This is a genomic window from Bradyrhizobium sp. 195 (assembly GCF_023101665.1).
Lineage (GTDB): Bacteria > Pseudomonadota > Alphaproteobacteria > Rhizobiales > Xanthobacteraceae > Bradyrhizobium.
This window is the reverse complement of record NZ_CP082161.1, coordinates 3,083,200-3,109,746: the sequence shown is the minus strand read 5'-3', so window position 1 is coordinate 3,109,746 and position 26,547 is coordinate 3,083,200. Positions and strand designations below refer to the sequence as shown.

General features: G+C 64.4%; 19 protein-coding genes. 13 read left to right on the top strand and 6 right to left on the bottom strand.

Annotation, left to right across the window (positions count from 1 at the left end; all coding sequences use genetic code 11):
• Positions 1 to 95 precede the first annotated feature (95 nt).
• The gene (locus IVB26_RS14355; protein ID WP_247972258.1) at positions 96 to 866 is read left to right on the top strand and encodes an SDR family NAD(P)-dependent oxidoreductase; all 771 of its coding nucleotides are present in this window, start codon (positions 96 to 98) and stop codon (positions 864 to 866) included.
• Positions 867 to 1,045: 179 nt separating this feature from the next.
• On the opposite strand, the gene IVB26_RS14350 is transcribed toward IVB26_RS14355, so the two are convergent.
• The 3 genes from IVB26_RS14350 to IVB26_RS14340 are packed head-to-tail and all read right to left on the bottom strand — an operon-like array spanning position 1,046 to position 6,781.
• Positions 1,046 to 4,507, bottom strand: coding sequence for an error-prone DNA polymerase (locus IVB26_RS14350; protein WP_247972257.1), 3,462 nt, complete (start codon positions 4,505 to 4,507; stop codon positions 1,046 to 1,048).
• Positions 4,504 to 6,096, bottom strand: coding sequence for a Y-family DNA polymerase (locus tag IVB26_RS14345; protein WP_247972256.1), 1,593 nt, complete (start codon positions 6,094 to 6,096; stop codon positions 4,504 to 4,506). The genes IVB26_RS14350 and IVB26_RS14345 overlap by 4 nt, the downstream gene beginning before the upstream one ends.
• On the bottom strand, positions 5,993 to 6,781 hold the full coding sequence (locus IVB26_RS14340) for an ImuA family protein (RefSeq protein ID WP_247972255.1): 789 nt from the start codon (positions 6,779 to 6,781) through the stop codon (positions 5,993 to 5,995). The genes IVB26_RS14345 and IVB26_RS14340 overlap by 104 nt, the downstream gene beginning before the upstream one ends.
• 161 nt (positions 6,782 to 6,942) lie before the next feature.
• Here IVB26_RS14340 and IVB26_RS14335 point away from each other — a divergent pair, with 161 nt between their 5' ends.
• The 3 genes from IVB26_RS14335 (at position 6,943) to IVB26_RS14325 (ending at position 11,347) form a co-directional block, all read left to right on the top strand.
• Positions 6,943 to 8,178 (top strand): putative DNA modification/repair radical SAM protein, encoded by a 1,236-nt coding sequence (locus IVB26_RS14335; protein WP_247972254.1) that lies wholly within the window; start codon positions 6,943 to 6,945, stop codon positions 8,176 to 8,178.
• On the top strand, positions 8,178 to 9,620 hold the full coding sequence (locus tag IVB26_RS14330; RefSeq protein WP_247972253.1) for a UdgX family uracil-DNA binding protein: 1,443 nt from the start codon (positions 8,178 to 8,180) through the stop codon (positions 9,618 to 9,620). The genes IVB26_RS14335 and IVB26_RS14330 overlap by 1 nt, the downstream gene beginning before the upstream one ends.
• A gap of 98 nt (positions 9,621 to 9,718) precedes the next feature.
• Positions 9,719 to 11,347 carry an inorganic phosphate transporter gene (locus IVB26_RS14325; protein WP_247972252.1) on the top strand — a complete coding sequence of 543 codons (1,629 nt, stop codon included), beginning with the start codon at positions 9,719 to 9,721 and terminating at the stop codon, positions 11,345 to 11,347.
• Positions 11,348 to 11,421: 74 nt separating this feature from the next.
• Here the strand turns inward: IVB26_RS14325 and IVB26_RS14320 are convergent, their stop codons facing one another.
• On the bottom strand, positions 11,422 to 12,594 hold the full coding sequence (locus tag IVB26_RS14320) for a M20 aminoacylase family protein (protein ID WP_247972251.1): 1,173 nt from the start codon (positions 12,592 to 12,594) through the stop codon (positions 11,422 to 11,424).
• A 202-nt stretch (positions 12,595 to 12,796) separates the two neighbouring features.
• On the opposite strand from IVB26_RS14320, the gene IVB26_RS14315 reads away from it, so the two are divergent.
• The 6 genes from IVB26_RS14315 to IVB26_RS14290 all read left to right on the top strand — a co-directional run bounded on the left by IVB26_RS14315 (position 12,797) and on the right by IVB26_RS14290 (position 18,287).
• Entirely contained in the window at positions 12,797 to 14,416 is a 1,620-nt protein-coding gene (locus tag IVB26_RS14315; RefSeq protein WP_247972250.1) for a GMC family oxidoreductase, read from the top strand.
• A gap of 12 nt (positions 14,417 to 14,428) precedes the next feature.
• On the top strand, positions 14,429 to 15,310 hold the full coding sequence (locus tag IVB26_RS14310; RefSeq protein WP_247972249.1) for an alpha/beta fold hydrolase: 882 nt from the start codon (positions 14,429 to 14,431) through the stop codon (positions 15,308 to 15,310).
• A gap of 238 nt (positions 15,311 to 15,548) precedes the next feature.
• A complete protein-coding gene (locus IVB26_RS14305) occupies positions 15,549 to 16,493 on the top strand; it encodes a metallophosphoesterase family protein (RefSeq protein ID WP_247972248.1) in 945 nt (314 codons plus the stop codon).
• A 15-nt stretch (positions 16,494 to 16,508) separates the two neighbouring features.
• On the top strand, positions 16,509 to 16,844 hold the full coding sequence (locus IVB26_RS14300; RefSeq protein ID WP_247972247.1) for a cupredoxin domain-containing protein: 336 nt from the start codon (positions 16,509 to 16,511) through the stop codon (positions 16,842 to 16,844).
• A gap of 127 nt (positions 16,845 to 16,971) precedes the next feature.
• The gene (locus IVB26_RS14295; protein WP_247972246.1) at positions 16,972 to 17,523 is read left to right on the top strand and encodes a sigma-70 family RNA polymerase sigma factor; all 552 of its coding nucleotides are present in this window, start codon (positions 16,972 to 16,974) and stop codon (positions 17,521 to 17,523) included.
• On the top strand, positions 17,520 to 18,287 hold the full coding sequence (locus tag IVB26_RS14290) for an anti-sigma factor family protein (RefSeq protein WP_247972245.1): 768 nt from the start codon (positions 17,520 to 17,522) through the stop codon (positions 18,285 to 18,287). The genes IVB26_RS14295 and IVB26_RS14290 overlap by 4 nt, the downstream gene beginning before the upstream one ends.
• Before the next feature lie 122 nt (positions 18,288 to 18,409).
• On the opposite strand, the gene hpnO is transcribed toward IVB26_RS14290, so the two are convergent.
• Positions 18,410 to 19,801 carry an aspartate aminotransferase family protein gene (gene hpnO, locus IVB26_RS14285; protein ID WP_247972244.1) on the bottom strand — a complete coding sequence of 464 codons (1,392 nt, stop codon included), beginning with the start codon at positions 19,799 to 19,801 and terminating at the stop codon, positions 18,410 to 18,412.
• Positions 19,802 to 19,942: 141 nt separating this feature from the next.
• Here hpnO and IVB26_RS14280 point away from each other — a divergent pair, with 141 nt between their 5' ends.
• Positions 19,943 to 20,575 carry a DUF2147 domain-containing protein gene (locus IVB26_RS14280; protein ID WP_247972243.1) on the top strand — a complete coding sequence of 211 codons (633 nt, stop codon included), beginning with the start codon at positions 19,943 to 19,945 and terminating at the stop codon, positions 20,573 to 20,575.
• Here IVB26_RS14280 and hpnN read toward each other — a convergent pair.
• Positions 20,543 to 23,131: a hopanoid transporter HpnN gene (gene hpnN / locus IVB26_RS14275; protein ID WP_247972242.1), complete on the bottom strand. Its 2,589-nt coding sequence runs from the start codon at positions 23,129 to 23,131 to the stop codon at positions 20,543 to 20,545. The two genes, IVB26_RS14280 and hpnN, sit on opposite strands and share 33 nt — an antisense overlap.
• 464 nt (positions 23,132 to 23,595) lie before the next feature.
• On the opposite strand from hpnN, the gene ispH reads away from it, so the two are divergent.
• Both ispH and hpnH read left to right on the top strand, forming a co-directional pair.
• Positions 23,596 to 24,522 (top strand): 4-hydroxy-3-methylbut-2-enyl diphosphate reductase, encoded by a 927-nt coding sequence (ispH, locus tag IVB26_RS14270; RefSeq protein ID WP_247972241.1) that lies wholly within the window; start codon positions 23,596 to 23,598, stop codon positions 24,520 to 24,522.
• 36 nt (positions 24,523 to 24,558) lie between these two features.
• The gene (hpnH, locus tag IVB26_RS14265) at positions 24,559 to 25,719 is read left to right on the top strand and encodes an adenosyl-hopene transferase HpnH (RefSeq protein WP_247972240.1); all 1,161 of its coding nucleotides are present in this window, start codon (positions 24,559 to 24,561) and stop codon (positions 25,717 to 25,719) included.
• Positions 25,720 to 26,547 lie beyond the last annotated feature (828 nt).

Here is a 26,547-nt window from a genome sequence, read left to right as displayed (position 1 = left end):
TGGATTGCTTCGCTATGCTCGCAATGACGAATTGTATAGTTCAGCATTCCTGCCGAAACAGCTACATTCTCTGCATCACAAAAAGGAGCCAAACAATGGATCTCGGTCTCAAAGGAAAGAACGCCATCGTGCTCGGCGGCACGCGCGGCATCGGGCGGGCGATTGCGGCGACGCTGGCCGGTGAAGGCACCAATGTTGCGGTGTGCGCGCGCAATGCCGATCAGGTTGCGGCAACGGTCGCGGAGCTGAAGGCGAGCGGCGTTCGCGCCACCGGCAGCCCGGTCGACGTCACGGAGGGCGCGGCGCTGAAAGCCTGGATCGAGAATGCTGCAAAGGAGCTCGGCGGCATCGACATGCTGTTCTCCAATGCCGGCGCGATGGCGCAAGGCCACGACGCCGCATCCTGGCAGCAGAATTTCCAGCTCGACGTGCTCGGCGCCGTGCATGCGTTCGATGCCGCCCGTCCGTTCCTCGAGGCCAGCGGCGAGAGCAGCGGCGATGCCGCCTTTGTGATCATCTCGTCGATCTCCGCGGCGCAAGCGGACACGGCCAGTTCCTACGGTCCGATCAAGGCCGCGCTGATCCACATGGCCAAGGGCCTCGCGCGACAACATGCAAAGAAGAAGATCCGCATCAACGTGGTCTCGCCCGGCACCGTCTATTTCAAGGGCGGCGTCTGGGAGATGATCGAGAAGAACATGCCCGAGCGCTACAACGACGCGATGAAGCGCAATCCGACCGGACGCATGGCAACGCCGCAGGACATCGCGAACGCGGCGGTGTTTTTGGCGAGCCCGGTGTCAGGGTTCACCACGGGATCGAATCTCGTCGTGGACGGCGCGATCTCGAACCGGGTGAATTTTTGAGGGGGCCGCAATCGCATCTCACCCCGTCATCCTGAGGTGCGAGGCATGGGACGCGCAGCGTCTCATGAGGAGCCTCGAAGGATGAGCGGCCCGGATGCAGCGGGGCCGTCGCCCTTCGAGGGCCGCTGAAGAAGCGGCCACCTCAGGGTGACGGTGAGAGATTGTCGGCGGGAATCCACTCAATGAAAATCCCGCGACGGCGGCAGGATGCGGACGTTGCGGGGGTGGCGGAGTTTCTGCGCTGGCATGTCCGCGAGCGCGCGAGGGTCTTCGTTGAAGGGCTCGACCAATGTGGCGCCTGCCGGCACCGGATGCTTGCGGCCCAGGGCATCGTTGGCCAATCCGACCAGATCGTGTGAGCGGTCGACCATGCGCTGGGCGATGAGATGTGTCACCTTCTCGGGGCTGCTCTGGATATAGCCCTCGACCAGGATGAGGCGCGCGCCCATCACCTCCTTACGGTACTGCTCCATGATCTTGGGCCACACCACGACATTGGCGATGCCGGTTTCGTCCTCCAGCGTCATGAATACGACGCCGCTGGCGCTGCCCGGTCGTTGCCGCACCAGCACCACGCCGGCGCAGCGGACGCGGCGCCGCTCGTTCTCATGGCTGATGGCCTTGCAGGCCACCACCCGCTCGCGCGAAAACATCTCGCGTAAAAATTCCATCGGATGGCCCTTGAGCGAGAGCCGGATGGTCTGGTAGTCCGCGACCACCTGCTCGGCGGGCGGCATCAGCGGCAGCGGCTTTGCATGCTCATCCGGCTGCTCGCGGGCGGTCGCCGTCTCGAACAGCGGCAGCGGCACGTCGTCGGGCAGCCGCCGCACCTGCCACAGTGCTTCGCGGCGGTCGAGACTGAGCGAGCGAAACGCGTCGGCATCCGCCAGCAGGATCAGCGCGCGCTTGGGCAGGCCGGTATCGCGAGCGAAATCCTCGAGCGAGGTGAAGGGTCGGCGGTTGCGGGCAGCGACGATGCGGTCGGCCCAGTCTTGTGATTTCTCCGCATTGTCATTCCGGGGCCACGCGTCAGCGTCGAACCCGGAATCCATTCCGCCAAGCGCATGCGGCCCGATGGATTCCGGGCTCGCGCTACGCGCGCCCCGGAATGACGGCTGGGAGCGCTTCAGCCGCTCCTCATCTTCATCCAGCCAATGGAAACCGTCGATCTGGCGGAAACCCAGGCGGACGGCGCAGCATTTTCCTTCAGTACTCTCCAGCGTGTTCTGCGCAAAGCTGTAGGACACGTCGATGTCGCGAATCTCGACGCCGTTCTTACGGGCATCGCCGACGATCTGCGCCGGCGCGTAAAAGCCCATGGGCTGCGAGTTGAGGAGCCCGCAGCAGAAGGCATCGGGGTGATGATACTTCAGCCATGACGAGATGTAGACGAGCTGCGCGAAGCTTGCGGCATGGCTCTCCGGAAAGCCGTAGGAGCCAAACCCCTTGATCTGGTCGAAGCAGCTCCTGGCGAAGTTGGCATCGTAGCCGCGCGCTACCATGTTGCCGATCAGCTTCTCCTCGTATTGGCCGATAGTGCCGACATTGCGGAAGGTCGCCATCGAGCGGCGCAGGCCGTTGGCTTCCTCGGAGGTGAATTTTGCTGCCTCGATGGCAATTCGCATCGCCTGCTCCTGGAACAGGGGTACGCCTTTCGTCTTGTGCAGCACCTTGTAGAGTTCGTCTGCAGGGCCATGCTCGGGCGATGGCGAGGGATAACGAACCTCCTCCAGACCATTCCGCCGCCGCAAATACGGATGCACCATGTCGCCCTGGATCGGCCCCGGCCGCACGATCGCGACTTCGATGACGAGATCGTAGAAGGTCCGCGGTTTCAGCCGCGGCAGCATGTTCATTTGGGCGCGGCTCTCGACCTGGAAGACACCGAGCGACTCCCCGGCACACAGCATGTCGTAAACCTCGGGATCGTCCTGAGGAACGCTCGCCAGCACGAAACGCTCGCCCTTGTGGTCCGCGATCAGATCAAAACATTTCCGGATGCAGGTCAGCATGCCCAGCGCGAGCACGTCGACCTTCATCATATGAAGCGCGTCGACGTCGTCCTTGTCCCATTCGATGAAGGTGCGGTCGTCCATCGCGGCGTTGCCAATGGGAACATAGGTGTCGAGCCGGTCCTGCGTCAGCACATAGCCGCCGACATGCTGGGAGAGATGGCGGGGGAATTCGATCAACTCGGTCGCAAGCTCGACAGCGAGGTTGATCATGGGATTGTTGGGATCGAGGCCGGCCTGCCTGACCTGCATGTCGTTGAGGCCCTTGCCCCAGCTTCCCCAGACGGTGTCGGCGAGCGCGGCGGTGACGTCCTCGGTCAGGCCCAGCGCCTTGCCGACGTCGCGGATGGCGCTGCGCGGGCGATAATGGATGACGGTGGCGATGATCGCGGCGCGGTGACGGCCGTAGCGGCGATAGACATATTGCATCACCTCCTCGCGCCGCGAATGCTCGAAATCGACGTCGATATCGGGCGGCTCCAGCCGCTCCTTGGAGATGAAGCGCTCGAACAACAGATCGACCTTGGTCGGATCGACCGAGGTGATGCCGAGCACGTAGCACACGGCCGAATTCGCCGCCGATCCCCGCCCCTGGCACAAAATGTTCTGGCTGCGCGCATAGTGCACGATGTCATGCACGGTGAGGAAATAGTGCGCGTATTTCAGCTCGGCGATCAGCGCGAGCTCCTTCTTGAGCGTCGCGCGCAGCTTGTCGTCGATCTCGCCGCCGAAATACTTGTCGACGCCCGCCCAGGTCAAATCCTCCAGATGCCCTTGGGCGGTCTTTCCCGGCGGCACCGGCTCGTCCGGATATTGGTATTTGAGCTGGTCGAGCGAGAAGTCGATCTTGCCCGCAAAGCGCATGGTCTCCGCGATCGCTTCAGGGAAATCGCGGAACAGCCGGGCCATCTCCCGCGGCGTCTTCAAGAACCGTTCGGCATTGGATACCAGCTTCCGTCCGACCGCCTCGATCGTGGTCTTTTCCCGGATACAGGTCAGCACGTCCTGAAGCGGACGGCGCGCGGGATGATGATAAAGCACCTCGTTGGTCGCGAGCAGCGGCACTTTTGCCTTTGCCGCGAGATCATCGAGCCCCGCCAGGCGGCGCCGGTCATCACCGCGATAGATCAGGCTCGCCGCCAGCCACACGCCCTCGGCGCGGCTCGCCTTCAGCTTGGCAAGGACATCCAGGGCCTGCGCCGGCTCGAAGCGATGCGGCAGCGTCAGGACCAGGAGCTGGCCTTCGGAAAACTCCAGAAGATCGGCGAAGGTGAGACGGCACTCACCCTTCTCGATGCGCGTGATGTCGTCGCCGCGCTTGCCCCGGGTGAGGAGCTGACAGAGCCGGCCATAGGCCGCACGGTCGCGCGGATAGACGAAAATGTCGGGGGTGCCGTCGACGAAGACGATGCGTGCGCCGATCAGGAGCTTCGGCTTGTGCACCACCTCGTCATTGTCGAGCTCATTCCAGGCCCGCACCACGCCGGCCAGCGTGTTGTGATCGGCGATGCCGATCGCGGGAAGGCCGAGCTTGCTCGCCTGATGCACATAGGCGCGTGGATCCGAACCGCCGCGCAGGAAAGAGAAGTTGGTGGTGATGCCGATCTCGGCATAAGCTGATGTGTTCATGCGAAGAGACCGTGCACATACCAGCCCGGAGGGGTGGGCTTGCCCTCGGCATCGAAGCACTCCCCCTCGTAAAGACCGTCGCGAAAAATCCAGAAGCGCAGGCCTTCGGCATCCTCGATGCGGAAATAATCCCTGGTCAGCTGCTTGCCGTCCTGCCGCCACCATTCCATTGCGATGCGCTCGGGCCCTTCCACCCGCACCACCGCATGCAACGCGCGGCGCCAGGTGAATTGATGCGGCGGCCCGTCGGGCACGCTCGCGAACGGCACCTTGATCGGCTCCGGCTTGTCGAACAGCCGCAAGGGACGCAGCGGCGGCTCGCTCTCGACACGTGCGGGCCATTCGGCCTGCATGGCGGCAGCGAGATGATGCTGCGCCGGCGCGGCCATCGCCGCACATTCGGGGATATGGGTATCCTGCGGCAGGTGCACGACGACGCGCTTTCCGCCGATACGGGCGGCGATGCGATCGATCAACGCGGCAAGCTCGTCATTGTCGTGGACATGGGCGTCGAGATCGCGCTGCTCCTGCACCACGATCTCGGTGCGGCTCGCCGACAGCCGCACCATATCGAAGCCGAAGCCGGGATCGAGGGGATCTGCGAGCGCATCGAGGCGCTCGCGGAACAGGCGGTCGATCACCGCGCTTCGCGTCACCGGACGACCGGTCTCGACCATGATCGTGCGCACCACGCCGTCGGTACGGAAGAACGCCGCCTCGAGCCGGCGCGCGCCCTTGCCTTGTTTCTCCATGGAGGCGATCAACGTGTCGGCGAGCCGCGACAGCGTCATCGCGATCGTGGTGTCGGTTGCGATCGGCTCGGCAAAGCGCTTCTCCACAATGTAATCGGGCAGCGGCTTGCGCGGATTGATCGGGGCATCGCCCTGCCCCAGCGCATGGGCGAGCAGTGTGGAGAACCGCGCGCCGAACCGCGCCGTGATTTCGCCCGGCGAGCGCGCGGCGACGTCCCCGATGGTCTTCAGGCCGGCGCGGCGCAGGCCGGTGGTGATGGCCTCGCCCGCGCCGAGCGCAGACACCGGAAACCGGTCGATCGCCGCCGCCTCTCCGCCATCGGGGACGATGCTGCTAGATGCCTGCCGCGTCAGCGTACGCGCACAGACCGACGTGCCGGCGATCGCCGCGCCGACGGCAAAGCCCTGGCGGGCAAGCGCACGAACCAGCGTCGTTAGCAGCGCAGCCTCGCCGCCGAACAGATGTGCGCAGCCGGTGATATCGAGGAACAACCCGTGCGGCGGATCGAGCGCCACCAGCGGCGTGAAGCGGTCGCACCAATCGGCGATATCGCTGAGCGTCTTCGCATCGGCGACGGTATCGGCATCGAACACTTTTAGATCCGGACACATCGCCCGCGCATTGGCCAGAGGCTGGCCGATGTACAGGCCGAGGCGCTCGGCGGCCTCGTCCAACGCATGGATCACCAGCGCATTGTTGTCCTTGATGACGACGATGCTCGGATGAGTGGATTTACCCAGTCCGGCGCTGCCAAGGAACCGCTGGATCCGGTCGATAGGCAGGCGCGGCAGCCACAGGCTGAGAATACGTCGACGGCTCACTGAACTGGCACTCATCACATTTCCATTCCATGATCCACCGGCCGCACGGGCCATGACGATTGCGCAACAGCTCGGCATCGAAGCGCGGCGCGCCCCAGATGCTCCACCCCGGGCTTGGCGGCGAATGCGCCGCGCGCAGCATCCATCGCGTCTCCGCGGTCGACGGCAAAGGCTGCGCGGCCATGCGCAGCATCAGGCCGGTGACGCCGGAGCCTTGCGCGGCCAGCGTCAGCTTGCGGCTCGCCACGAGATCGAACTGCCTGGTCTCGCCCCAGAGCTCGAGGACGACGGCGCCCAATGCATCGCAAGCAAGCGCGTCGGCCGAGGTGCGCAGCGCGCTCTCCACGTCGGCCGCGCGCACCATCACCACGCGGCGCGGATCGAGGCCGAGCTCGGCGAGCCCGCTCATCGACAGCGCGCCCGTCTCCACTTCCGAGAAATCCTGCCGCACCCACAGCAGCGGCTTGCGTGCCGTCACGCGGCTCGCAAGCCCCATGACAAACCCCGTTGCGGCCGTCCCCTGCCGCCCCTCGCAAAACACCTCGTGGATCGCCGCGCGCGCGAGCCCGCCCTTCAGGGCGGTGTCGACCTCGCCGTGGCCGAGTGCGACGCGATCATACTGATGCACGACCTCCGCCGTCTCGATGCGCTCGATCTGGCCGCGCAGGATCGCAAGCGCGCTGCTACGTGCGCCGCTCATGCTCGCCGCTCCTCAGAAATTGGGGCCGTGGTCTTCAAAAGAAGAACCAGCGGCTGGCTCATTTGTTCATGATATGTTCTAATATAAAGCTAACGGCGCCAGAAGAGTCAATCAAATTGGCGCGCCTAGGGATTCATGAGTTGAATCAAAGGGATTCCAACATGGACGTACAACGCAAGCTGGAAATTCTCGCGGACGCCGCCAAGTACGACGCGTCCTGCGCCTCCAGCGGCACGGAAAAGCGGGATTCCAGCGACGGCAAGGGCATGGGCTCGACCGCGCCCGGCATGGGAATTTGTCATTCCTACGCGCCCGACGGACGCTGCATCTCCCTGCTCAAGGTGCTGCTGACCAACGCCTGCAATTACGATTGCCTCTATTGCGTCAACCGCGCCTCCTCGAACGTGGCGCGCGCCCGCTTCACCATCGACGAACTGGTCAAGCTGACGCTCGACTTCTACCGTCGCAATTACATCGAAGGGCTGTTCCTCTCCTCCGGCATCATCCGCAGCCCCGACTACACCATGGAGCAGGTGGTCAGCGTCGCGCGCAAATTGCGCGAGGAGCATCACTTCCGCGGCTACATTCATCTGAAGACCATTCCCGAGGCTGACGACACACTGATCGCGGAAGCCGGCAAATATGCCGATCGTCTCTCCATCAACATCGAGATGCCCGAGGAAACCAGCCTGCAGCAATTCGCGCCGGAAAAGGACGTGCGTGCGATCCGCCGCACCATGGGCCGGTTGCGGCTGAAGCTCGACGAAGCCGAGGAAGACCGCAACGCGAAAACGAAAGTAAAGCGGCAACGCTTCGCACCCGCCGGACAAAGCACACAGATGATCGTCGGCGCCGACGCGGCCTCCGACCATACCATTCTCCACACCAGCGCCAATCTCTACGGCGCCTACCGGCTCCGGCGCGTCTACTATTCCGCCTTCAGCCCGATCCCTGACGCGAGCCGCGCTTTGCCTCTGGTACAGCCGCCCTTGCTGCGCGAGCATCGGCTCTACCAGGCCGACTGGCTGATGCGGTTCTACGGCTTCGACGTTGCGGAGATCGTCGACGACAGCGCCATGCTGCCGCTCGACATCGATCCCAAGCTGGCCTGGGCGCTGCGTCATCGCGACCGCTTCCCGCTCGACGTCAACCGCGCCAGCCGCGAGGAGCTTCTGCGCGTGCCGGGCTTCGGCACCAGGACGGTTGAACGCATCATCGCGACACGCCGCACCACCACGATCCGCCTCACCGATCTCGCACGGCTGCACGTCCCCCGCAACAAGGCGCTGCCGTTCATCGTCCTCAGCGATCACCGCCCCTCACCGCATCGTCTCGACGAAGCGCGGCTGGTCGAGCGGTTCAAGCCGAAGGCAACGCAACTGGGGTTTGGCTTCTGATGCAGTACGTCACCCTCGACACCGAAACCGATTTCGACGGCTGGCGCAATGCCGCGCGGACACTCGTGCTTCATCATGTGAAGCCCACCGATGTCATCTGGGCCGTGCAGGGTGGCGAAGCCGAGTTGTTCGCGCCGCCCGCGCCGTCTCCGATCCTCGAGGTGAACGACGGCACCTTCAGCGTATCCGCAAAATTCGTCGAACTCGCCCAGGCCGCAATCCTGCACCGCGACCGCCAGCGCTTTGCGATCCTCTATCGCCTGCTCTGGCGGCTGAAGGACAATCACGATCTCATCGAGGTCGCGACCGACCCTGATGTCGCGCAGGTCACGGCCATGGCGAAAGCGGTCTATCGCGACGAGCACAAGATGCATGCCTTCGTGCGCTTCCGCGAGATCGGCCGGGAACGCGAGGCGCATTACGTCGCCTGGTTCGAGCCGGAGCATCACATCGTCGAGCTCGCCGCGCCGTTCTTCGCCAGGCGCTTTGCCGACATGCCCTGGTCGATCCTGACGCCCGATTTGTGCGCGCATTGGGACGGCCATGCGCTCACGTTCACCTCAGGTGTCAGCAAAAGCGAAGCGCCGGGCGAAGATCGGCTCGAGGAAACCTGGCGGCGTTACTACGCCAGCATCTTCAATCCGGCCCGGCTCAAGGTGAAGGCGATGCAGGCCGAGATGCCAAAGAAATACTGGAGGAACCTGCCCGAGGCTTCGATCATTAAGCCTCTGATCGAGGACGCCGAGCGCATGACCGGCGCCATGATCGCCAATGCCGCAACCGATCCGCACAAGCCTCAGAGGCGGCCGGAGGCTCCAATGAAACGCAAGCTTACTGCCGACAATCTCGAAACGCTTCGCGAGGAAGCTGCGCATTGCCGCGCCTGCCATCTCTACAAGGACGCGACCCAGACCGTGTTCGGCGAAGGCCCGAAATCGGCCAACATCATGCTGGTCGGCGAGCAGCCCGGCGACAAGGAGGACCTTGCCGGCCATCCCTTCGTCGGCCCGGCCGGCCAGATGCTCGACCGTGCGCTGGAGGAGGCAGGTGTCGACCGCAAGAAGGTCTATGTCACCAACGCGGTCAAACACTTCAAATTCGTGCCGCGCGGAAAAATTCGCCTGCACCAGAAGCCGAATACGCCGGAGATCCGGGCCTGCCGGCAATGGTATGAGCGGGAAGTTTCGGCAATTCAGCCCGATCTGATCGTGGCGATGGGTGCCACCGCGGCGCAAAGCGTGTTCGGCAAGATCACCCCGATCGGCAAGACCCGCGGCCGCCTCATAGAGCTTCCCGACGGGCGCAAGGCTTTGGTGACGGTGCACCCCTCCTACTTGCTGCGGCTGCCCGATCCGGAGGCGAAGGTGCTGGAATATCAGCGCTTTGTCGAAGATTTGAAGATCGCTGCGTCATTGCAGAAGAAGTCCGCACGCGCCGCCTGAATACTGGCGGGAAAACGGTTTTCACGCGGCGGTTGTCATCCGGCCTTCAAATCCATCGCGGACAATACCCTTACTTTAAAGTTAAGGGGCGTCCAGACATGACCGATGTTGCATTCGACCGCGCGGTAGCCGATCCCGCGCCCGTCCAGCCGGCCTCGCGGCCAAATCTCGACAAGGGCTTCAATCCGCTGACGATGATCCTGTTCTTCGGCATCCTCGCCGCGGGCCTGCTGTTCGTCGCCTACAGCATCCATGCCGACATCGACGCGACCGGCACGCGGGTCACGAGCTACCTGCCCTACATCCTGCTGTTCGTCGCGCTGCTGATCGCGCTCGGCTTCGAATTCGTCAACGGCTTCCACGACACCGCCAACGCGGTGGCGACCGTGATCTACACCCACTCGTTGCCGGCCGAATTCGCGGTGATGTGGTCGGGCTTCTTCAACTTCCTCGGCGTGCTGCTCTCCTCCGGCGCGGTGGCCTTCGGCATCGTCTCGCTGCTGCCGGTCGAGCTGATCCTCCAGGTCGGCTCCAGCGCCGGTTTCGCCATGGTGTTCGCGCTGCTGATCGCCGCGATCCTGTGGAATCTCGGCACTTGGTATTTCGGCCTGCCCGCCTCCTCGTCGCACACGCTGATCGGCTCGATCATCGGCGTCGGCGTCGCCAACGCCGTGATGCGCGGCCGCGACGGCACCTCCGGCGTAGACTGGACCAAGGCGACCGAGATCGGCTACGCGCTGCTGCTGTCGCCGCTGTTCGGCTTCATCTGCGCCGCCACGCTGCTGCTGCTGCTCAAGTTCGTCGTGCGCAACCCGGCACTCTATGCTGCGCCCGAAGGCAACAAGGCACCGCCGCTCTGGATCCGCGGCCTGCTGATCGCAACCTGCACCGGCGTCAGCTTCGCGCACGGTTCGAACGACGGCCAGAAGGGCATGGGCCTGATCATGCTGATCCTGATCGGCACCGTTCCGACGGCTTACGCCCTCAACCGCGCGCTACCGGAGTCCCAGGTCGCCCAGTTCCAGAAGACCTCCGAGGCCGCCTCCAAGGTGATCTCGACGAAAGGCGCCGGCCACAGCATCATCGGCGATCCCCGTCCGGCCGTGACGCAGTACATCACGCTGCGCCACATCAACGAGGGCACCTATCCCTCGCTCGCCGTGCTGGTGAAGGACGTCGGCGATCAGGTCGCCAAATACGGCTCGCTGAACAAGGTGCCGGCGGAAGTCGTCGGCAACACCCGCAACGACATGTACATGACGTCGGAAGCCATCCGCTTCCTGATGAAAGACAAGGAGAACGATCTCAGCAAGGACGAGGTCGCGGTGCTCAACACCTACAAGGGCTCGCTCGACTCTGCCACGAAGTTCATCCCGACCTGGGTGAAGATCGCGGTCGCCATCGCGCTCGGCCTCGGCACCATGATCGGCTGGAAGCGCATCGTCATCACCGTCGGTGAGAAGATCGGCAAGTCCCATCTCACCTACGCGCAGGGCGCCTCGGCCGAGCTCGTGGCCGCCGCCACGATCGGCGCCGCCGACGTGTTCGGCCTGCCGGTCTCGACCACTCACGTGCTGTCGTCCGGCGTCGCCGGCACCATGGCCGCGAACGGCTCGGGCCTGCAATGGTCGACCATCCGCAATTTGCTGATGGCCTGGGTTTTGACGCTGCCCTGCGCCATCGCGCTATCGGCCACGCTCTACGTGATCTTCTCGCGGATCTTCTGAGCGATCGCATTACTCTAAGACAAAGGGCCCGTGCGATGCACGGGCCCTTTTTGGTATCTGCTTCGGCTTCGGCCTTACGACGCCGCGAGCGATTCCTCGACCAGCTTGACCCAATAGGACGTGCCGTAAACGATCGCCTCGTCGTTGAAATTGTAGGCGGGGTGATGCAGGCCGGCGCTGTCGCCGTTGCCGCAGAAGATGAAGGCGCCGGGCCGCGCTTCCAGCATGTAGGCGAAATCCTCGCCGCCCATCAGCGGCGGCATCTCGTGCACATTGGCCTCGCCCGCGACTTGCCTGGCGATACGCCGCGCCACCTCGGTCTCCGCAGCGTGGTTGTTCACCACGGGATAATTGCGCTTGTAGTGCAAATCGATCTTGGCGCCGGTGATCTGCGCCACGCCCGCGACCACCTCGTGCACGCGCTTTTCGATCAGCTTGCGTACCTCCGGCGATAGGGTGCGGATGGTGCCCCTCAGCGTCGCCGTTTGCGGAATGACGTTGCGGGCATTGCCGGCGTGGAATTCGCAGATCGAGATCACGGCCGATTCCAAGGGATCGACGCTGCGCGCGACGATCGATTGCAAGGCGGTGATCACCTGCGCGCCGACCAATACGGAGTCCACGCATTTGTGCGGACGCGCGGCATGGCCGCCGAGACCTTCGATCATGATGTCGACCTCGTCGGTCGCCGCCATGATCGGACCCGGCCGGATCGCGAACGAGCCGATCGGGATGCCGGGTCCGTTGTGCATGCCGTAGACCTGCTCGATGCCGAAGCGCTCCATCAGGCCGTCCTTGACCATGGCCGCGCCGCCGGCGCCACCTTCTTCGGCCGGCTGGAAGATCACCACGGCATCGCCGGCGAAGTTGCGGGTCTCGGCGAGGTAGCGGGCGGCACCAAGCAGCATCGCGGTGTGGCCGTCATGGCCGCAGGCGTGCATCTTGCCCGGCGTCTTGGAGGCGTAAGGCAGGTTGGTCTGCTCCTCGACGGGCAGCGCGTCCATGTCCGCGCGCAGTCCGATGGACTTGAGCCCTTCGCCGGCCGGCTTGTTGCCCTTGATCACGCCGACCACCCCGGTCTGTCCGAGCCCGGTCACGACCTCGTCGCAGCCGAACTCGCGCAGGCGGTCCGCCACGAATGCTGCAGTGCGATGAACGTCGTACAGCAGCTCGGGATGCTCGTGGATGTCCCGGCGCCAGGCCTGAATATCGGGTTGAAGGTCGGCGACGCGGTTCACGATGGGCATGGAGGGTCTCAAGCTTTGTTGAAAATGCAGCCCTGTCTACCATGCAAGGGCGAGTCCACCCAACTGCCTGAGGGTCCGGGGGAGCTCTGTCCTCTCGTCATGGCCGGGCTTGTCCCGGCCATCCACGTCTGCCTATTAGGACAGAAAGCGTGTGGATGCCCGGGACAAGCCCGGGCATGACGCCTGTTTGGGTGGAAGCAGAATGCCAAGACGGCTCGAAGGTGAGTTTGACTACATTGTCGTCGGAGCCGGTACGGCGGGCTGCATCGTCGCGAACCGACTATCGGCCGATCGCAACAACCGCGTCCTCATCCTCGAAGCCGGCGGTGACGACAACTGGATCTGGTTCCATATCCCGGTCGGCTATCTCTTCGCCATCGGCAATCCGCGCTCGGACTGGATGTTCAAGACCGAGGCCGAGCCGGGCCTGAACGGCCGTTCGCTGGCCTACCCTCGCGGCAAGGTGATCGGCGGCTGCTCGGCGATCAACGCCATGATCTCGATGCGCGGACAGGCCGCCGACTACGATCACTGGCGCCAGCTCGGCATGACCGGCTGGGGCTATGACGACGTGCTGCCGCTATTCAAGCGGCTGGAAGATCACTTCCTGGGCGCGAGCGAGCATCACGGCACCGGGGGCGGCTGGCGCATCGAAGCGCCGCGGCTGTCGTGGGACGTTCTCGATGCCGTCGGCGACGCCGCCGAGGAGATGGGCATCAAGCGCATCCCGGATTTCAATATCGGCGACAACGAAGGCACCAGCTATTTCCACGTCAACCAGAAGCGTGGCCGGCGCTGGTCGTCGGCGCGCGGCTTCCTCAAGCCTGCACTGAACCGTCCGAACCTGCGGCTCGAAAAGCACGTTCTGGTCGACCGCCTCATCATCGAGCAAGGCCGCGCCGTCGGCGTGCGCTTCATTCAGAACGGCGAGATCATCGAGGCGCGGGCGAAGCGCGAGGTGATCCTCTCGGCGGGCTCGATCGGCTCGGTGCAGGTGCTGCATCGCTCCGGCATCGGACCCGCCGACTGGCTGTCGCCGCTCGGCATCGACATCGTCATGGACAAGCCCGGCGTGGGACGCAATCTGCAGGACCATCTCCAGCAGCGAGCGATCTACAAGGTCGAGGGCGTGCGCACGCTGAACGAGACCTATTACAACCTGTTCCGCCGCGGCCTGATGGGGCTCGACTACGCCTTCCGCCGCCGCGGCCCGCTGACCATGGCGCCGTCGCAGCTCGGCATCTTCACCCGCTCCGATGCGACACGTGCACGCGCCAACCTCCAGTTCCACGTGCAGCCGCTGTCGCTCGACAAGTTCGGCGATCCCCTGCACCGCTTCCCCGCCATCACGGTGAGCGCCTGCAATCTCCAGCCGACCTCGCGCGGCACCGTGCGGCTACGTTCGGCAACGCCGGACGAAAAGCCGATCATCGCGCCGAATTATCTGTCGACCGACGGCGACCGCCAGGTCGGCGCCGACGCCATCCGCACCACGCGCCGCCTGATGCAGCAGAAGGCGCTCGCCAAATATCGCCCGAGCGAATATCTGCCAGGCCCGACCGTCGGCGACGACGATGCCTCGCTGGCGAAGGCCGCCGGCGACATCGGCACCACCATCTTCCATCCCGTGGGCACTGCGAAGATGGGCGCGGTCAGCGATCCCATGGCGGTGGTGGACGAGCGCCTGCGCTTCTACGGCCTCGACGGCCTGCGCGTCGTCGATGCCTCGATCATGCCGACGATCACTTCAGGCAATACAAATACGCCGACCGCGATGATTGCCGAGAAGGGCGCGACGATGATCTTGGAGGATGCGAAGTAGCATCGCATCCCCATGATCAACCCGCACCGTTTTTCCATCGGCCCTGCCGACGCAGAGATCGCCATGTCGCAATGGGGCGAGAGCGGCAAGCCGCCTGCCCTGCTCGTGCACGGCACCGGCTTCGTCGCTGACGTCTGGGACGAGGTGGCGCGCGAGCTTGCCTCGACCTACACCGTCTATGCGCTCGACCGCCGTGGCCACGGCGCCAGCCACAAGCCTGGTGCCTATCATTTCCTGGATTATGCCGATGACATCTGCCGCGTGGTCGATGCGCTCCAGTTGAACGGCATCTACGGGATTGGCCACAGCGCGGGCGCGACCGACCTGCTGCTCGCGACGAAACGCCTGCCCGGACGTTTCACCCGCCTGTTCGTGATGGAGCCAACGGTGATGGACCCGCGCGCGGCGCGCTCCGGAGGATTGAACGACGAATCCCTTGCCCGCGTGGAAGGCACGCTGCGCCGGCGCGCCGAGTTCGACAGCGCGGATGCCGTCTTCGAGCGCTACCGCACGGCGCCGGCGTTTGCGGATTGGACCGAGACCTCGCTCCGCGCCTATGTGCGTCACGGCTTCGTGCCGCTCGACGATGGGCGAGTGCGGCTCTACTGCACGCCCGACATCGAGTCCGCGATCCTGCATCCGATCTACGAGGCGATGGAGCAGGTCTATGTCGGCGATGCCCGCGGCAATCCGTTTGGGCTTCTCGCCGAGATCGACTGCCCGGTGCGCGTCACGACCGCTGCGAAGTCGGGGCCGATCTATTGGGAGATGGCGCGACGCGCGGTGTCTCTGATTCCGCGCGTCAGCACGATGGTGTTCGAGGGTGCCGGGCATTGCGTGGCACAGGAAGTGCCAGCGGCCGTGGTGGCGGCTGTGCGGGAATTCGCAGAATAAGTCTCGTGCCCCGGACGCGGCGCAGCACGCAAGTGATGCGCCGCTGAGCCGGGGCCCATCTCACCGCGCGCGCCCGCCGCCTTCTGGGTCCCGGCTCTGCGCAGCAACGCTTGCGCGTTGCAGCGCGTCCGGGACACGAGACCCACGCCTCACGAAAACGTCATCGCAGCGGGGAATAACTCCCCCGCTCCCCCAATCATCTCCCCGAAGCCCACTTCCGGGCCAAAGGAGATGCGCGATGAGCGGACACGAACACGGCGACGACGGCGTCAGCCGCCGCAAGGTGCTGGAATGCATGACCTGGGCCGGCACCGGTGTGCTCTGGACCATCACCGGCGGCGTACCGCGCTCGCTCGGCATCATCGATTCCGCGCAAGCCGCGACCACGGCCGCGCCGGGCATGAGCTTCCTCCAGATCAGCGACAGCCATGTCGGCTTCGACAAGCCGGCCAATCCCAACGCGCTCGGCACGCTGGAGGAGGCCGTGGGCAAGATCAACGCGATGCCGGCCAAGCCGTCGTTCATGATCCACACCGGCGACATCACGCATCTGTCGAAGGCCGCCGAGTTCGACAATGCCGAGCGCATCATCGCGCAGACCAAGCTCGACGTGCATTACGTCCCCGGCGAGCACGACTTCATCGACGAGGAAGTGAAGCTCTATCGCGAGCGCTACGGCCGCGGCACCAAGGGCCACGGCTGGTATTCGTTCGATGCCGGCGGCGTGCACTTCATCGGCCTCGTCAACGTCGTCGACCTGAAGGCCGGTGGGCTCGGCAATCTCGGCGCCGAGCAGCTCGCCTGGCTCGATGACGATCTGCGCGGCAAGTCGAAATCAACACCCATCGTGCTGTTCGCACACATCCCGCTTTGGACCGTCTATCCGGAATGGGGCTGGGGCACCGAGGACGGCGGCCGTGCGCTGGAACAGGTGAAAGGCTTCGGCTCGGTCACCGTCCTGAACGGCCACATCCACCAGGTGATGCAGAAGGTCGAGGGCAACGTCACCTTCCACACCGCGCGCTCGACCGCCTTCCCGCAGCCGGCGCCGGGCTCTGCCCCCTCGCCCGGACCGATGAAGGTCGAGGACGCAAAGCTCCGCAGCATGCTCGGCGTTGCCAGCGTCAACTTCAAGCAGAACGAGCAGCGGCTCGCGATCATCGACACGCCGCTCCAGGGTTGATGCAGGAAGCCGACAATGAAGACACTCAATCGCCGCGGCTTCGGCCTCGACCTCGGTCTCGCTTTGGCCGCGGCCGTCCTGTTACCCGCAACGAAAGCCCGAGCCGACGACTTGGACGTGCATATCGACAATTTCGTGTTCCAGCCGGCCGAGCTCAAGCTCAAGGTCGGCACCACCGTGACCTGGACCAACCGGGACGACATCCCGCACACCGTGGTGTCGGCCGGCAAGTTCAGGTCCAAGACCCTGGACACCGACGACAAGTTCCCGTTCACCTTCACCGATGCGGGCGACTACAAGTATTTTTGTTCGCTGCACCCGCACATGACGGGGATGATCAAGGTTGAGTAACATCTCGAACCAAGGCATCAACGTCTTGTCCGGCCGGTGGTCCCACGCCGGCCGGGCTCGTGTGCCTTCCACCACGCATAGGGACGAAACGAAGCCGCAAGCACAACAAGAGGCAGAGCGAGGAGCGATGCCCGGCACCGACGATTTGCAGAAGGCGCAACGCTTCCGCGAAGCGGCGCTGCCCCATCTCGACGACGTCTATACGCTCGCGCGCTATCTGCTGCGCGACGCTTCCGACGCGGAAGACGCGGTGCAGGAGTGCTATCTGCGCGCGCTGAAGCATTTCGACAGCTATCGTGGTGGCCCGGCCATGAAGCCCTGGCTGTTCGCGATCCTGCGCAACGTCTGCAACGCCGAATATGCAAGACGCGCGCATCGGCCGCGCGCGATCGAGGACACGCCTGGCGCTGCCGAACAGACGCCGATCTGGCAGGAGAGCGAGGCGAACCCGGAAACCGAGGTGCTGCGCAGCCGCGATGCCGGTGCAATCCGCAAGCTGATCGAGACGCTCGCCGAGCCGTTCAAGGAAACCTTCGTGCTGCGCGAGATCAACAACCTGTCCTATCGTGAAATCGCCGAGGCCATCGGCGCCCCCGTCGGCACCGTGATGTCCCGCCTCGCCCGCGCCCGCGCCATGCTGCGCGCGGCCTGGACGGCGGAAGAGGAGCAAGCGAAATGACCTGCGACGAAGCAAGGATCCTGCTTCACGCGCTGCTCGACAACGAGCTCGATGCCGGCCATGCGCGCGAGGTCGAGGCCCATATCGCCGGCTGCCCGGACTGCGCCGCCGAATTCGCCGCACAGCGCGAGATGAAGCGCGTGCTCACTGATACCAATCTGCGCTACACCGCGCCGGCAAGCCTGCGCAGCCGGATCGAGGGGTCGCTGCCGCAAGAGCAGCGCCAGCAACCGAGCCGCCGCTCCGTGCTGCGCGGCTTTGCGATGGGCTCGGCGGTCTCCGGACTGGCCGCAACAGGCATCGTCGCATTGGTGCTGCGCCAGGACGACCAGCAGCGCATCCTGTCGGAGGTCGTCTCCGCGCATCTGCGGTCGCTTCAGGCCGGTCATCTCACCGATGTGGTCTCGACCGATCAACATACGGTCAAGCCGTGGTTCAACGGCAAGCTCGACGTCGCCCCACCCGTGATCGATCTCACCGCGCAAGGTTTCACGCTGGTCGGCGGCCGGCTTGACTATATCGACGCCCGCGCCATCGGCGCGGTCGTCTACAAGCGACGGCAACACGTCGTCAATCTGTTCGTGTCGCAAACATCGAACGCGGAACGCCGCACGCCCAAGACCGAGACCATGCAGGGTTTCAACTGCCGCCGCTGGGGCGAGCGCGGCCTGAACTTCTGGGCCGTCAGCGACATCGGCGCCGACGAGCTCGCCGAATTCGTCGACAAGTTCGAGGCGGCGATGAAGGCGAATGTGGAGGGGTAAAAAGCTTCGCCGTCATTGCGAGGAGCTCTTGCGACGAAGCAATCCAGGCTGCCTCTGCGGAGACAGTCTGGATTGCTTCGCTTCGCTCGCAATGACGATTGCCGAGATGCCTCGACGGAAAATCAGGCCGACCGCCGCACCGCGTTGTCCACCAGCGTCTTGCCGAGCGACCAGATCGCGCCGGGGACCTTGTGGCTGCCGGCGATGACGTCGTCGAAGGCGCGCTCGATCCAGCCGCAGTCTTCCTCGGTGATGGTGAGCGGCGGCAGCAGCTTGATGGTGTGGCTGCCGTGGCCGGCGACTTGCGTGAGGATCTTGTGGTCCTTGAACAGCGGCACGGTGATGAGCTGGCAGAACAAGCCCTTGTTGGCCGCCTCCAGCACGTTCCAGGAGGCGCGCAGCCGCAGCGACTTCGGCGGACCGAACTCGACGCCGATCATCAGGCCCTTGCCGCGCACTTCCTTCATCAGCTCATAGCCCGGCACCATGCGCGTCAGCGCGAGGCGCAGCTCGGCGCCTCGCTTGGCGGCGGACTCGATCAGCTTCTCGGACTCCATGACGTCGAGCGTGGCGATGCCCGCAGCCATGGCAAGATCGTTCTTGGAGAAGGTGGAGCCGTGCACGACCGCACGGTCCATCTGATTGAAGATCTTGTCGAAGATGGCCTTGCGCGTCAGCACCGCACCAACAGGCACGTGGCCGCCGGACAGTGACTTCGACAGCAGCACCATGTCGGGCTCGACGTTCCAGTGCTCGACCGCGAGGAAGCGGCCGGTGCGGCCCATGCCGGTCTGGATCTCGTCGGCGACGAACAGCGTGCCGTATTTCTTGCAGAGCGCGGCCGCGCCGGGCAGGAACTCGTCGGTGGGCATGTTCACGCCCTTGCCCTGAATCGGCTCGACGACGAAGGCCGCGACCTCGCGCGAGGCCAGCGCCTTTTCCAGCGCGGCCAGATCGTTGAACGGGATCGACGTGCAACCCGGCAGCAGCGGCTCGAAGCCGGTGCGGAAGTTCGAATCACCCGTCAGCGACAGCGCGCCATAGGTCAGGCCGTGATAGCCATGGGCGCAATAGACGATGCCGGGGCGCCCCGTCGCGCCGCGGGCGAATTTGATCGCGGCTTCGACGCATTCGGCGCCGGAATTGGCGAAGAACGCCTTGTCGAGATAGGGAACGTATTTCAGAAGCCGCTCGGCGAGCACGCCGGCGAGCACCGAGACGTCGAACTGGACGAGATTGGGCAGGTCGGCGTCGAGCACGCTCTTGAGCGCCTCGCGCATGACGGGATGATTGCGCCCGATCGCAAACACGCCAAAGCCGGACAACAGGTCGAGATAGCGCGCGCCCTCGCGGTCGTAAAGATACTGCCCCTGCCCCTTCTGGAAGCCGACATCGTAGCCGATGGTCTTGAGGACCCGAACGAACTGCTCGTTCAGATACCGATTATGCAGGGCGCTACGCTGGGCCTGACGGTCCGCGAAAAGCTCAGACATATCTGGATTTGGACTGTGCATCCGCTACATACTTCGGTTGAGGGCCGTTTCGTCAACTGAAAACGGACCGTTACTGAAAACGGTTTGTGCGGCCTTTTGCCCTTTTTCGGACCATCTTCGCAAGCACAGCTTTAGACCATGTTGCACTGCCGAGGAACTATCATGCGTTTGGCCCTTTACACCGGAATAATACTGGCCGGTGGTTACACCTGCCTGACCCCCGCGCTCGCCGCCGATCCCACGGGCGATTGGCGGGTTGCCGATGGCGTCGCCAACATTCGTGTCGCCCAATGCAATGGCAGCATGTGGGGCGCGGTTTCCTGGGAAAAACAGCCCGGCGGCCGCGACGAGAACAACCCGGATGCCTCGAAAAAGACCAGACCGACATTGGGCATGGCGACGCTGATCGACATGAAGAAGAAGCCCGGCGCCGAACAGTGGGAAGGGCAGGTCTACAACGCCAAGGACGGCCAGCTCTACAGCGCGACCATCACGCCTGTCGGCGCCGACCAGCTGGAGATCAAAGGTTGCGTGATGGGCTTCCTCTGCGGCGGCGAGACCTGGACCCGGGTTGGCCCGCCGATCCCCTCGAGCACCGCCAATGCCATGGCCAAGGGCGCGCCCAAGTCCACTGGCGCGGCGCCGAAAACCACAGGAGCGACGGTCGCAGCTGCACCTGCTCCTGCGCCCGCGGTCCCGAAGCCGGCCGGCGCAGCCAAGCCCGGTCAGAAGGGCGCCGCCGACCCGGTCGGCGACATCTGCCTACTCCCTGAGATTGCGGGGTTTGCCCATTAGGGCCGGCTGGAACAGCAGTACGGCCGCGAGCGTCGTCACCAGCGAGAGCGCCAGCAGCTTGCCCATGCTGGACGTGCCGGGATGGCTCGACAGCCACAGGCTGCCGAACGCGGTCGCCGTCGTCAGCGCGCTGAAAAAGATCGCGCGTGTCAGGCTGGTCTGGAGCAGGTTTGTCCTGCCCGAGCGCCAGGCCACGACATAATAGATCTTGAAGGCGACGCCGACGCCGAGCAGCAGCGGGAACGCGACGATGTTGGCGAAGTTGAGCGGCAGGCCGATCAACACGCAGATCTCGAGCGTCACCGCACCGGCAACCAGCAGCGGCACCAACGTCATCAGCACGTCGACGAACCGGCGGAGCGTGATCCACAGCAAGAGGCCGATCACCAGCAGCGCATAGATGCCGGCGTGGATGAACGCTTTCACCACGGTATCGCCGGATTTCAGGATCGAGACCGGCCCGCCGATCGCAGTCGGCTCGGCAACGAGCACCGCCGCCGCAAATTTTCGCAGCGTGTCGTTGTCGTTGGGATCGCCCTTGGGCAGCGCCTCGACGCGGATGATGCCGTCCTTGCTCTTCCAGGCGCTGACGAGATCGGGCGGCAGTGACTTCAGGGTGACAGGCTCGGCCTGCATCGCGGTTCTGAGCTGCTCGAACACGATCTTCATCGGCGTGACGAACACGTCCTGCGCCTTGTTGCGCGTGGCCTCGTCGCCATTGGCGAGCTTTTCGAGCGCGTCTGCCAGACGGCGCGAGGCGATCGCACCCGGGCCCTTCGCCTCACCCGCGGTCCGGCGCAGATTGTCGACCGAGGACTTCAGCGCCTCGACATTTTCCTGATCCGACGGCGCCGCGTCGATCTGGTCGGGATTGAGTGCGGGGTTCAGCACCTTGGCGCCCTGCGCGAGCAGCTTCAGCTTCGGCGGCTGGTCCTGCGGCACGAAGCTGTTGAGCGACATCACCCTGAGCACCTCAGGCACCTTCTCCAGCCTCGCCTCGACCGCCCTCGCCTGCTCTTCCGACGTGGTCATCACGTTGATCGCATTGGCGCCGGTGTTGGGATCCTTGCGCAGGTCAAGGAAGGTGGCGATGGACTCCGCATGCGGGTTGCGCAGGTTCATCGGGTTGAAGTCGAACTTCATGAAATAGAGCAGCGGCAGGCCGGCGAGCGCGAGCAGCAGCGTGCCGCCCACGACGAGCACGCGGTGCTTCTCCAGGAAGTGATCAAGCGGCGCCAGGAAGGCGTAGCCGACCGGCTCCTTCTCGCCGGGCGGGTTCAGCAGCTTCAGCATGGCCGGCAGAACGGTGATCGAAGAGAGGAACGCCACCAGCATGCCGACGCCGGCGATCTGGCCGAGCTCGGCGATGCCCTTGTAGTCGGTCGGCATGAAGCAGAGGAAGCCGGCGGCGGTCGCCATCGCCGCGAGCGACAGCGGCACCGCCGAGCGCTTGGCTGCCAGCACCAGCGCGCCCGGGAGATCGTTGTGCTTGTAGCGCTCCGAGCGATAGCGGACGCTGTACTGGATGCCGAAATCGACTCCGAGGCCGACGAACAGCACCGCGAACGCGATCGACAGCAGATTGAACGATCCGACCATCATCAGGCCGGCCGCGGTCGTCAGCGCGAGGCCGACGAACAGATTGACGAACACGGCGAAGATGATCTTCGCCGAATGCAGCGCGAGCCACAGGATGAGCAGCACGACGAGAACCGTGCCGATGCCGTTGATGACGGCCCCCTCCTGAACGGTGGCGTATTCCTCGTTGGCGATCGGGACCGGGCCGGTCAGCCGCACCCGCGCCTGGAATTTGGTCGGAAAATCCAGATCCGCGGCGGCCTTGCGGATCGCGTCGGTGGCGCCCTTGCCGGGCTCCAGCGCGTTGTAATCGAGGATCGGCTTGAACTCGATGAAGGCGCGCTTGTCGCTATCCGACAGCGGCTCGTCGCTGACGAGTTCGCGCCATGAGAAGCTCGCATGACCCTTGTTGAGCACGGTCTCGACGGTCTGCGCGATCAGGTTGAAAGGCCGCGCGGTGTTGTCGAGCTTGACCTGGCCGCGCTTGACGCCGGCAAGGCCCGTCTCCAGCGCGCCGGTCAGGCCGCGGATCGAGGGATCGCCGGCCATGATCTCGATCAGAGGCGCTGCGGATTCGAACTGGCCGGTGATCTTGCCGACCTCCTCGGTCGGCAGGAACAACAGGCCGTTCTTCTCGAAAAACTCGCCGCTGCCGAGCTGCTGCATCGACTGGAAGTTGGTCTTGTCGTCCTTCAGCTTGGCGTAGAGCGCGTCCGACGCCGCGCTGGCCATTTCGGGAGTCTTGGCCTCGACGACCGCCGTGATCGTCGCGTCGCGGTCGAAGGCCCGGTCGAACTGCTGGTCGCGCTGGCGCCAGTCCAGATTCTGGGCAATCAGCGAATTGATGTCGGTGTTGATGGCGAAGTGCTGGGACGCGTAATAGCCCGCGGCCACTGCCAGCAGGAGCCCGAGAACGACGACGAGGGAGGCAAACCGGGTGCAGGCCCTGACGATGGCAACGACGACGCTTTGCAGCACTTCTTTTCTTTCTGCGGTTAACAGCTTGCCGGAAACGCCCGCTGTTTATCGGAGTTCCCGGGCGAAACCTATTGCTGTTTTGGGCGGTGCTCGCCGCCCGGAGGTTTGAGGTAAACGGCGGAGGACCGGGGCAAAATCATGCGGGGTCGTCGGTATAGCCGGGGAGTTGAGGCGGGAAAGTGACGAAGGGCCAGGCACGAATGTCGCTGGCCGCGCACGCCTGATACCGCACTATAATACCGCAAACTTGAGCCGCGTGGGAACCCGTGGTTCATTCGACCTTTCCTTGCTGCCGATTTTTTGCCACAAAGCCTTGCGCCTCCATGCGCCGGAGCCCGATGAGGGTGGGTGGCTACCGCGTGCGCGAACCAATGGTGCGGATATTGCAACTCATTGGTCAGTTTCGGAGTGCCATCGGGGACTTACGGGAAGCGGATTGGTGCAACTTGCGTGATGGGCGTCCAATGGAAGTTTATCTGGCGCAACCGCGCGGCTTCTGCGCGGGTGTGGTGCGTGCAATCGAGATCGTGGAACGGGCGCTGGAGAAGTACGGCCCGCCCGTCTACGTGCGCCACGAGATCGTGCACAACAAATACGTGGTCGAAAGCCTGAAGGCCAAGGGCGCCATCTTCGTCGAGGAGCTGTCCGAGGTCCCGCCGAAGGCGGTCACAGTCTTCAGCGCCCATGGCGTCGCCCGCAGCGTCGAGGAAGAGGCCGCCGCGCGCGACCTTCCGGTGCTCAATGCCACCTGCCCGCTGGTCACGAAAGTTCACAATCAGGGGAAGCGCTACATCAGCAAGGGCCGCACGCTGATTCTGATCGGCCATGCCGGGCACCCCGAGGTTGAAGGCACGATGGGCCAGGTTCCCGGCCCCGTGCTGCTTGTCCAAAGTGTTCAAGAGGTTAACGCGCTGACGCTGCCGGCAGATACGCCAGTGGCCTACATCACCCAGACCACCCTGTCGGTCGACGACACAAGGGACATCATCACGGCTCTTCAGGCCCGCTTTACAGATATTCAAGGTCCGGATATCCGGGATATCTGCTATGCGACACAGAACCGCCAATCTGCGGTAAGGGACTTGAGCAAGCTGGTCGACGTGATCTTGGTGGTGGGCGCTGCCAACAGTTCGAACTCGAACCGGCTTCGCGAAATCGGCACCGAGGCCGGCGTCGCGAGTTATCTGATTGCCGACGGCAGCGAGCTCAATCCGGAGTGGTTGAAGAATGCCAGGACTGTCGGCATCACGGCCGGCGCTTCGGCGCCTGAGGTACTCGTGGATGACGTGATCGAAGCGATGCGGCGGATCGGACCGGTCAAGGTCCAGGTACTGCCGGGCCGCGAGGAAAACATCGAATTCCGGCTTCCGGCCCAACTGGCTGCGAGCTGACCCACCCGAATTGAAAAGCCCAGAAAGAAACTTGTAATGGCCATCCCCTTCTTCAAGGAAATGCGTATCGGCGGCTATTTGCTCAAGCAGAAACTGCTTGGCCGCAAACGCTATCCGCTCGTGCTGATGCTGGAGCCGCTGTTTCGCTGCAACCTCGCCTGCGTCGGCTGCGGCAAGATCGATTATCCGGACGCGATCCTCAACCGCCGCATGACCGCGCAGGAGTGCTGGGACGCGGCCGACGAGTGCGGCGCGCCGATGGTCGCCATTCCCGGCGGCGAGCCGCTGATCCACAAGGAGATCGGCGAGATCGTGCGCGGCCTCGTCGAACGCAAGAAGTTCGTCTCGCTCTGCACCAACGCGCTGCTGCTCGAGAAGAAGCTCGATTTGTTCGAGCCCTCCCCGTATCTGTTCTTCTCGGTGCATCTCGACGGCCTGAAGGACCATCACGACAAGGCGGTGTCGCAGAAGGGCGTGTTCGACCGCGCCGTCTCCGCGATCAAGGCGGCCAAGGCACGCGGCTTCACCGTCAACGTCAACGCCACCATCTTCGACGGCCATCCGGCCGAGGAGATCGCCAAGTTCCTCGACCTCACCGTCGAGCTCGGTGTCGGCGTCTCGATGTCGCCGGGCTACGCCTATGAGCGCGCGCCCGACCAGGAGCACTTCCTCAATCGCACCAAGACCAAGAAGCTGTTCCGCGACGTCTTCGCGATGGGCAAGGGCAAGAAGTGGAATTTCATGCATTCCGGCCTGTTCCTGGACTTCCTCGCCGGCAATCAGGAATACGAGTGCACGCCCTGGGGCATGCCCGCGCGCAACATCTTCGGCTGGCAGAAGCCCTGCTATTTGCTCGGTGAAGGCTACGCAAAAACCTTCAAGGAGCTGATGGACACCACCGACTGGGAGACCTACGGCACCGGCAAGTACGAGAAGTGCGCCGACTGTATGGCCCATTGCGGCTACGAGCCGACGGCTGCGACCGCCGCCCTCAACAACCCGCTGAAGGCGATGTGGGTGTCGCTGCGCGGCATCAGGACCTCTGGCCCGATGGCGCCGGAGATCGACATGAGCAAGCAGCGCCCGGCGCAGTACATCTTCTCGGCGGAAGTGCAGAAGCGCCTGTCGGAGATCCGCAAGGACGAAGCCGCCGCCGCCGCGGAGAAGGCTGCGCAGAAGGCTTCGACCGCAGCGTAAGCGGACGCAATCGACTCGCACGACGAAGGCCCGGCCGCGATCGCGACCGGGCTTTTTGATGGTGATTGAGCCACGCTATCCGCCCCGTCGTCATTGCGAGCGCAGCGAAGCAATCCAGAAGCCGCCGCCGCCGCGGAGAAGGCTGCGCAGAAGGCTTCGACCGCAGCGTAAGCGGACGCAATCAACTCTCACGACGAAGGCCCGGCCGCGATCGCGACCGGGCTTTTTGATGGTGATTGAGCCACGCTATCCGCCCCGTCGTCATTGCGAGCGCAGCGGAGCAATCCAGAATCGTTCCGCGGAGACACTCTGGATTGCTTCGCTGCGCTCGCAATGACGGAGTATGCGGCACCAGCTTGCTCTTGCCATGCGCTCTCTCCCTCGCAGACACACATCCGCGTTCTCGCGGCTTCTTTCGCCCGAGCTTTGCTGTTCGTTTCGCCCCTTGAAAGACCAGAGGGCGCAGGGAAGACCGGGCGCCGGCGGCACCCGCAAGTCCGTGCGCAACAGAAATGCACACGGGGTGGATCACAGGTGATGCCGGTCGCCCGGCCTTCCCTGCGCGGATGGTTTTAACGGTGTCCTTCGTGCTCTCCTCGGGGAGCGTTGCACTATTGCCCCCGTCGCCTCGCCGTTGATCGATGCGCGTGCCGTTTGGCTGCCACATCACCGCGAGGTTTGACGCCAGAACCCCGGGCGTCGGGACCACACGACTTCTCCGTCCGCGGACGGTTTCGGCCTGCTCGCGGGGGGCTCGCGTGTGCTCACCTCCGACGACGACCGAAACCGCTGTGACCACGCCGGGTCGTATCGCGTCGCGCCTGACTC